The sequence below is a fragment of the Erythrobacter sp. genome (assembly GCF_023653175.1).
GTDB lineage: Bacteria > Pseudomonadota > Alphaproteobacteria > Sphingomonadales > Sphingomonadaceae > Erythrobacter.
This window is the reverse complement of sequence record NZ_JAMNXL010000164.1, coordinates 1-7,954: the sequence shown is the minus strand read 5'-3', so window position 1 is coordinate 7,954 and position 7,954 is coordinate 1. Positions and strand designations below refer to the sequence as shown.

Annotated in this window: 10 protein-coding genes; 3 read left to right on the top strand and 7 right to left on the bottom strand. The window is 68.7% G+C overall.

Going from position 1 to position 7,954, the window contains the following annotated elements:
* On the bottom strand, nucleotides 1-784 hold a 784-nt coding region (locus NBV68_RS15375), incomplete at its 3' end, for a sigma-54 factor interaction domain-containing protein (RefSeq protein WP_296311340.1).
* A 274-nt stretch (nucleotides 785-1,058) separates the two neighbouring features.
* On the opposite strand from NBV68_RS15375, the gene NBV68_RS15370 reads away from it, so the two are divergent.
* From NBV68_RS15370 to NBV68_RS15360, 3 genes are all read left to right on the top strand, one after another.
* Nucleotides 1,059-1,883 (top strand): flagellin, encoded by an 825-nt coding sequence (locus tag NBV68_RS15370; RefSeq protein WP_296311339.1) that lies wholly within the window; start codon nucleotides 1,059-1,061, stop codon nucleotides 1,881-1,883.
* 177 nt (nucleotides 1,884-2,060) lie between these two features.
* Nucleotides 2,061-2,867: a hypothetical protein gene (locus tag NBV68_RS15365; protein WP_296311337.1), complete on the top strand. Its 807-nt coding sequence runs from the start codon at nucleotides 2,061-2,063 to the stop codon at nucleotides 2,865-2,867.
* A 79-nt stretch (nucleotides 2,868-2,946) separates the two neighbouring features.
* On the top strand, nucleotides 2,947-3,396 hold the full coding sequence (locus tag NBV68_RS15360; RefSeq protein ID WP_296311334.1) for a hypothetical protein: 450 nt from the start codon (nucleotides 2,947-2,949) through the stop codon (nucleotides 3,394-3,396).
* 19 nt (nucleotides 3,397-3,415) lie between these two features.
* On the opposite strand, the gene NBV68_RS15355 is transcribed toward NBV68_RS15360, so the two are convergent.
* The 6 genes from NBV68_RS15355 to NBV68_RS15330 form a co-directional block, all read right to left on the bottom strand.
* Nucleotides 3,416-4,342 (bottom strand): flagellar motor protein MotB, encoded by a 927-nt coding sequence (locus NBV68_RS15355; RefSeq protein ID WP_296311332.1) that lies wholly within the window; start codon nucleotides 4,340-4,342, stop codon nucleotides 3,416-3,418.
* 1 nt (nucleotide 4,343) lies between these two features.
* Nucleotides 4,344-5,207 carry a flagellar motor stator protein MotA gene (gene motA / locus NBV68_RS15350; protein ID WP_296311330.1) on the bottom strand — a complete coding sequence of 288 codons (864 nt, stop codon included), beginning with the start codon at nucleotides 5,205-5,207 and terminating at the stop codon, nucleotides 4,344-4,346.
* Between the two features lie 12 nt (nucleotides 5,208-5,219).
* Nucleotides 5,220-6,140: a flagellar biosynthesis protein FlgL gene (locus NBV68_RS15345; RefSeq protein ID WP_296311328.1), complete on the bottom strand. Its 921-nt coding sequence runs from the start codon at nucleotides 6,138-6,140 to the stop codon at nucleotides 5,220-5,222.
* Between the two features lie 15 nt (nucleotides 6,141-6,155).
* Nucleotides 6,156-7,496 (bottom strand): flagellar hook-associated protein FlgK, encoded by a 1,341-nt coding sequence (gene flgK / locus NBV68_RS15340; RefSeq protein WP_296311327.1) that lies wholly within the window; start codon nucleotides 7,494-7,496, stop codon nucleotides 6,156-6,158.
* Nucleotides 7,496-7,795 (bottom strand): flagellar biosynthesis protein FlgJ, encoded by a 300-nt coding sequence (locus NBV68_RS15335; RefSeq protein ID WP_296311325.1) that lies wholly within the window; start codon nucleotides 7,793-7,795, stop codon nucleotides 7,496-7,498. Before NBV68_RS15335 ends, flgK begins: the two co-directional genes overlap by 1 nt.
* Nucleotides 7,792-7,954: flagellar basal body P-ring protein FlgI (locus NBV68_RS15330; protein WP_296311342.1), on the bottom strand; the 163-nt coding region annotated here is incomplete at its 5' end. The genes NBV68_RS15335 and NBV68_RS15330, both read right to left, overlap by 4 nt.

Here is a 7,954-nt window from a genome sequence, read left to right as displayed (position 1 = left end):
CGGCCGCCAGATGCCGGTTGGTCGCGGCGACCACCCGGACATCGACCTTCAGCGGCTTGGTCGCCCCGAGCGGCAGCACCTCGCCCTCCTGCAGCGCGCGCAGCATCTTCGATTGGAGAGCCAGCGGCAGCTCGCCGACCTCGTCGAGCAGCAGCGTGCCGCCGTCGGCCGCGCGGAACAGGCCCTCGCCCGCTTCGGCGGCGCCGGTGAAGGCGCCCTTGCGGTGGCCGAACAGCAATGCTTCGAGCATGGCTTCGGGCATGGCGGCGCAATTCACCGCGACGAAGGGCCCTTCGGCGCGGGCCGAGAGGCGGTGGACGAAGCGCGCCAGCACTTCCTTGCCGGTGCCGGTCGGGCCTTCGAGCAGCACGGGAATGTCGGAGGCGGCGATGCGTTCGGCCAGCGTCAGCAGCGCCAGCGACTGCGGATCGCCCGCCACGGGCCATCCCCCTTGCGCCGAGGCCGCGATCAGCGCCGCCCGCGCCGCGGTGAGGTGCGCAGGATCATAGGCGAGCGTGATGCGATTGGCTCCGGCGAGCGCGAGCACGGGACTATCGGCATGCGCCAGCGCGATGGCGAGCTTGCCGCCGCGCGCGATCCCGGCGGCCATCGCCGGGGGCAGGCAATCGCCCAGCACGATCCGGTCGCGCTGCCAGCTGCCGCCCATCAGAGGCACGGTCATGCCGATCAGGATATCGTGCACCCCGTTCGCCTCGCCGCCAGCCGAGCCGCTTACCAGCCGCTCTGCGCTTGCACGGGCACTGGCGCCGGTTGCCGCTTGCATTATCTTGCCCCTGTTTGCTTCATGCGAGGCAAAGCTCTGCCGCATACAGGCTGGACACGAGGCAAATTTAAGCCCTCGTAGCTTCCCCTATGAGGGCACCGGCGAACACCTAGACGATCGCGGCGGCGGCCGGGGTTTGGGCCCGATGTACTGAGTTATTGCATTGTTTATCAACGGCAACTTTTTTCGGCTTAAACATCCCGGACAAGCGCCGGTCTTAGGGCCAGCAGCGACGGGCCTGTTCGTCCTGCCTGACCATTCGGGAGTTTGAACAATGAACGTAGTGAACACCAACATCTCGGCGCTGCGCGCCACCAACGCCAGCGTGTCGGCGGGCAAGATGCTCGGCACCTCGATGGAACGCCTGTCGAGCGGCAAGCGCATCAACAGCGCCGCCGACGACGCCGCCGGCCTGGCGATTTCCGCCTCCTTCACCTCGCAGATCCGCGGCATGGCCCAGGGGATCCGCAACGCCAATGACGGCATCAGCCTTGCGCAGACCGCTGAAGGCGCGCTCGACGAAGTGACCAACATGCTCCAGCGCATGCGCGAACTGACGGTGCAGCGGTCGAACGGAACCTACTCGACCACCGACGTCGCCAACATCGATTCCGAGCGTGACGCGCTGGCCTCGCAGATCAACTCGGTGATCGAGAACACCACCTTCAACGGCATCAACCTGTTCTCGACCGCGACCAACGACATCGACATTCAGGCCGGTGCCGAGGCGGTCGACGCGATCACCCTGACCCTGCCCGAACTCGACGTTGGCGGCGGCGATCTGGCCGGTGTCGTGACCTTCGGCGCCACCCCGGCGGCGGTCGCGACGGCGACGCTCGACAACTACGACACCGCGATCGGTGCCGTCACCACCGCCCGCGCCGATCTGGGTGCGTTCCAGAACCGTCTGCAGTCGGCTGTGAACAACCTCACCAACGTGTCGACCAACCTGACCGACGCCCGCTCGCGGATCATGGACACCGACTACTCGGCCGAAACCACCGCGCTCGCCAAGGCCCAGATCCTCGGTCAGGCCTCGACCGCGATGCTCGCCCAGGCGAACCAGTCGCAGCAGAACGTGCTGTCGCTGCTGCGCTAAGCACGAAGTCCCCGCGCGCCGACGCTTTACCCCTGCAGCGGCGGCCCAACGAGAGCCCGGAGCCCGAACAGGCTCCGGGCTTTTCTTCGTGCAAGGCGATACCAGCGCAGGTTAGCGACAGGCGGGCCGCGCGCGCGCCACAGTTTCCTCACGCCACATGGCGACAGGAGGAACGATATGCTGAACCTGCCCGCCCCGCTCGATCCGCTGCGGCGCAAGGTCAGCGCCGTCTGGGCCTATGCACAGGGGATGCTGCCCGGCGAGACCCGGAGCACGCCGGTGCTGATCTTCGCGCAGGGACGATCGGGGAGCACGGTGCTCGAAAGCCTGCTCGCCTCGACCGGCCACTTCGCCTCGCGCGGGGAGCTTTTGGGCGAGGGGCACGAGCAGGTGCGCCGCCCCCACGCCTTCCTGCGCGGACATGCGCGCCGGACCGGGCGGCGCCACTTCCTCGCGCACGTCAAGGTCTATCAACTGAACCGCGACCGGATCGCCGCGGGCGCCGCGCCGATCGACCCGCGCCGCTTCCTCCAGCGGCTTCACGGCGAGGGCTGGCGGATCATCCACCTGACCCGCGAGGACCGCGTGCGCCACGTGCTCTCGAACCTCGTCGCCGAGGCGCGCAAGGAATATCACAAGCTCGACGACCGGCCCGAGACCACCGCGGTCAGGGTGGAGCGCGCGGCGCTGGAGGCGGGGATTGCCGAGCGGCTCGCCTTTGCCGAGGAAGAGCGCGCGGCGCTCGAAGGCATCCCGCACACCCGCGTGGCATATGAGGACGATCTCGAGCCCGCCTCCGCGCATCAGGCAACGGTGGACCGGGTGCTTGATTTCCTCGGGCTCCCGCACCGTCCGGTCTCGACCCCGCTGCGCAAGATCAACGCGCGGCCGCTGCGCGATATCATCGCCAATTACGACGAGCTCGCCGACTGGCTGGAAGGCGCGGGGCCGGGCCAGCGCGGCGCGGCAACGGGAGCTGGCTGAGCGGGTTTCGACTGCGCGGGGGGCGCTGCCTGAGCCTCTTTTTCCATGCGTTCCCCCACGTGGCGCCGCAGGGGGGCGCATGGTGTCGGGGATTATCGAGAAGCTGCGGCGCTGGGTTCCGGGCACACCGGAGAACTGGCGGCACTACGCAGGCGAGATCGCGGTGGTGGTGATCGGCGTGCTGATCGCGCTCGGGGCGGATCAGGCGGTGCGCCATCTCAACGACAGGGCCGAAACGGCAGCGGCGCGCGAACGGATCAAGGTGGAGCTCGTGATGCTGATAGGCTTCGCAGCGAAACGCACGGCGCTCGATAGATGCAGCCAGGCACAGGTCACATCGCGTTCCCAAGGCCTTGTTTCAGGGCAGCAGGATTGGTCCGCCTCGGTGTTCACGGGAAAATCGCGGATCAAGGGAGCGCTTCGGGAAATGTACCACATGCCCAAAAGGACATGGGTGACCGATGCTTACAATGAAGCGCTGGCTCTTGCGCGAATGGCGATGCCTTGCTCGCAGTCGACCCGCGGCTGAAGTAGGCAATTTCAGCCCGCTACTGCCCCGCCGCCTTGCCCTTGCCCTTCGGCTCCGGCACGGCGCGCTCGGCCGCCCGCGGCCCGCCCGAGGCCGGCCCCCGTCCTTCGAGCAGCAGCAGCGAGATGCGACGGTTGCGCGGGTCGGCGGGATCGTCGGTGACGAGCGGTTCTGTGTCGGCGACGCCCTCGATCCGGGCGAAGCGGTTCTGCGTCACGCCGCCCAGCACCAGCGCCTGACGGGTCGCCTCGGCCCGACCGGCGGAGAGCGACCAGTTATTGGTCTTCACCCCGCCGCGCCACGGCAGCGAATCCGTATGGCCGCGCACGATCAGCGGGGCCATCTCGTCCTTGAGCGTCTCGCTCATCACCTCGAGCAGACCGCGCGCCTCCTTGGTGAGGATCGTGGTGCCGAGCTCGAACATCGAGAAATCGGCATCGTCCATCAGATCGATGCGGATGCCCTCGGGTGCGCGCATCACCCGCACCTGCCGCGCGAGCTGCTTCGTCTGGCGGCGCTGGGCGAGCTTCTTCTGGATCTTCTCCTGAATTTCCTGAAGCTTGCGAGCGTCCGAATCACTGCCCTTGCCGGTCGAGGTCGGCCCGCCGGTCGCATCGCGCGGGATCGTGATCGTGCGCGATCCGGTCTGCCCCTGGCGGTTGGGGTAGTTGTCGGGATCGGTCAGCGACGCACCGCCCAGGAGGCCGTTCGACCCGGCGCTTTCCTTGCGCAGCTTGACCAGCGTCGGGGTGAAGTAATCGGCGATCCCCTTGCGCTGCTTTTCCTCGGTGGCGCCGAGCAGCCACAGTAGCAGGAAGAAGGCCATCATCGCCGTCACGAAGTCAGCATAGGCGACCTTCCACGCGCCGCCGTGGTGGCCGCCTTCGATGATGGTCACCTTCTTGACGATGATGGGTGCCGGAATGGCTCCGCTTGCGTCGGCCATCTCAGCGCCCGCGCATCATGTCGAGCAGGTCGGTCAGCTTCGGGCGGTGCGCCGGCGGCAGGCCCGAGCGTGCGGCTTCCAGCACCAGCGGCTGCGGATAGCCGTGCAAGCTGGCGATGATCACCTGCTTGATCGAATGGAAGATCTGGCTGTCATGCGCGTTGATTTGCTTCAGCCGCGCGCCGAGCGGGCCTGCAAAGCCATAGGCGAGCAGCACGCCGAGGAACGTCCCCACCAGCGCCGAACCGATCATCTTGCCGAGCACCGCCGGGGGCTGGTCGATCGCGCCCATGGTCTTGATGATCCCGAGCACCGCCGCGACGATCCCCAGCGCGGGCAGCGCGTCGGCGAGCGACTGGATCATGTGCTGCGGCTCGTCCATCTCGTGCAGCTGGGTCTTGATCGAACTGTCGATGATGTCCTCGACCGCATGGGTATCGAGCGTGCCCGAGGAGACCACCATCAGCGTCAGCGGATCGCAGATCATCGCGGTCACCACAGGATCGGCCTGAAGGCGCGGATATTCGGAAAAGAGCGTCGAGGAGCCGGGCTCGGTGACATGGCTTTCCAGCGCCACCGCGCCTTCCGAACGCAGCAGCTTCATCAGCTTGGAGGTCAGCGCGATCGCGTCGATATGGTCCTGGTCGTTGTATTTGGGCCCCTTGAACACCCGCCCGAGCCCGGCGCCGAGCAGCTTGATCTCGTGCATCGAGTTGCCGATCAGCGTCGCACCCGTCGCAGCGCCGCCGATCATCATGAATTCGAGCGGGAGCGCGGCGAGCACCGGGCCCATGGCGCCCCCGGCGAGCATGAACCCGCCGAACACCATGGCCAGCAGAACGACAATGCCGATGGCAGCAAACACAGGCCAATCTCCTCAGCGCAGCGCGTCGAACAGCGTCAGCGAGCTGACACGGGCGAAGGCGGACTGGCTCGCCTCGAGGGCCGTCAGCGATTGCTGGAGCCGCGCGATGGCATCGGCGATGTCCGTATCGCCGACCCGGCTGCGGCGCTCGGCGAGCGCGACGCGGCGCTCGGCCTGCTGGGTCTCGACCTGCTCGACCCACGCCATGCGCGTGCCGAGGATGGTGGTGGCGCGGCTGGTGCTATCGAGCGCGGCGTCGATCCCGGCAAGGCTGGCATTGGCCGCCGCGACCGGATCGGCGGCCCCGCCCTGCAATGCGGTGGTAAGCGCGCCCAGCACCGCGAATGCGCTCGAGGGCGTGCCGCCAAGGTCGAATTCGAACACCTCGCTCCCAGGCAGGCCCCGCTCGATCGCGGTGCCCGGCGCGACCGGCACCGCGCCGCTGGCGGGGGTTCCGGCATAGGTGACGACGCCTGCTGCATCGCGGGTGAAGGCGGTGCCGGTCGATTGCCCTGCGAACAAGGGCTCGCCGGTCAGCGAGACCGCGTTGGAACGGCTGAACAGCTCCTGCCCGAGCTGCTCGAGCTCGAAGGCGATCGCGCGGCGGCCATCGGCGCCGGTGGCGGTGCTGGCCGCCTGCACGGCGAGCTCGCGCGCGCGCTGGAGCAGGTCGGTCACCGCCTGCACCTCGTTCGCGGCCGCGCCCAGATCCTGCCCGAGCCGCGCGGCATTGTCGCCCTCGACCTCGGCCAGCGCCTCGCGCCGCACCACCGAGCGCAGCTGCGCAGCGACGGCGGGATCCTGCGAGCCGCGCTCGATCTTGCGGCCCGTGGCGATCTGGGTGCGGGTGCGCTCGATCCCGGCGCGAAGGTCGGCCATCTGCGCCAGCGAGCGGTTGAAGAAGGAACCGGCGGAATTGGTGATCGAAGGCATGACGCTTACGCTCCCTTACCTGAGGTCCAGAATCGTATCGAACAGCTGGGCGGCCACCTGGATCACCCGGCTGTTCGCCTCGAAGGCCTGTTGCAGGCGGACGAGATTGGCCGCCTCGGTGTCGAGATCGACGCCGGTTTCGCGCAGCAGCTCGGCCTCGGCGCTGGCAGCGACGACAGTCAGGCCGTCCTTGCGGGTTTCGAGCGCGGAGACGCGGCTGGAAAGGCCGAGCAGCAGCGAATCCGTACCGGTGATCGGCCCGCTCGCATCGCCCAGCGCGGTGATCAATGCGGCAAGGTTGGCGGTGTCGCGGCTCCCGGCAGGCGCGCCCGCCGGGGCGGTGGCAAGGCCGTCCGCCGAGCCGAGCACCATGGTGATGCTGCCCGCCCCCGTGCCAGCGAAGAACGGCTGGCCGGGGTTGCCGTCATTGCCCACGCCATTGGCCTGCGCGGTGTTCGAAAGGGTGATCGCCGCCGTCGCGAGGCCATCGAGGCTGGCCTGCAGCCCGGCCATTTCGACGAGCGCGCCCGCCCGGCCCGCCATCGCGCCGCCCGCGGGCACGAAAACCGTGCCGCCGACCGCGAAGCTCACCGTGCCATCGGCGGCGAAGCTGGTCGCCAGCGTCTGCGCCGCGCCGCCCGTCACCAGCGCGAGCGGCGGCGTGCCGCTCAGCACCACGTCGGCGGTGCCGTTGGCGTTGATCGTCGCGCCGATGCCGAATTCCTCGGCGAGGCCGCGCAGCGCCTTGTCACGCGCATCGAGCAGCGCCGCGCGCCCCGCGGTGCCCTCGCGCGAGCCGACCAGATCGGCGTTGATCTTGGCGAGTTCCCCCGCCACCTCATTGACGGTCAGCGTCTTGGCGCTGGTCTCGGCCTGCACCAGGCTGCGGGCATTGGCGAGGGTGCCGTTGGCGATGCGGAAATTGCCCGCCATCTTGCGCCCGGCTTCGAGCGCGGAGAGCCGCAAGGCGGGCTCGGTCGGGTTGTTCTGGAGCCGGGTCAGCGCCGCCTCGAAATCGACGAGGCCGGTGTAGACGCCCGAGGTCTCGAGCGCGCTTTCGGCCTCCTTCAGCGCGAAGAATTCCGCATCCGCCGCCGCCAGCGCCGAGGAGGAATCGCGCGCCTGGCGCTGCACCAGCGCGCTTTCGGCACGCTCGATGATCCCCGGCTTCACGCCGCCCAGCGAATCCTGCGCGTTGTTGCCGATATTGCCGGTCATCACCAGCTCGCCCTGGGTGAGAGTGCGGCGCGAATAGTCCGGGTTCTCGGCATTCGCGACGTTCTGCGCCGTCAGCTCGAGGCTGCGGCGGGTCGCGGTGAGCCCCGAGCGGGCAATGGTGAAAATCGCGGTCGGCATCAGCTGTCACCTTTGACGGGGAGGTATTGCGCGAGGCTGGCCTCGATACTGCGGGCAAACCCGAAGGCGCCCGCCTTTGCCGCGATGTCGGCGAAGTGCTCGTCGCGCATCGCCTCGAACTGCTTGAGGCCGCCGCCGGTGAGCGGGGTTTCCTCGGACAGGCTGGCGGCGCGCGCGGTTTCGAGCATCTTGCGCACCATGATCGCCTCGAAGCCCTCGGCCGCCTTGCGCAGCTCGGCCTGTTCCGGCGTCAGAGCGGGCGCGGCGGAGGCGCGCGCGGGACTGAGCGGCCCGATCATAGCACCACCATCTCGGCTTGCAGGCTGCCGGCCTGCTTCAAGCTTTCGAGGATCACCACCAGATCCGCCGCGCCCACGCCCAGCAGGTTCAGCGCATCGACGATCTCGTTCAGCGAGGCAGCGGCGGGCATGTAGGCGACGCGGCCCGATTGTTCCTCG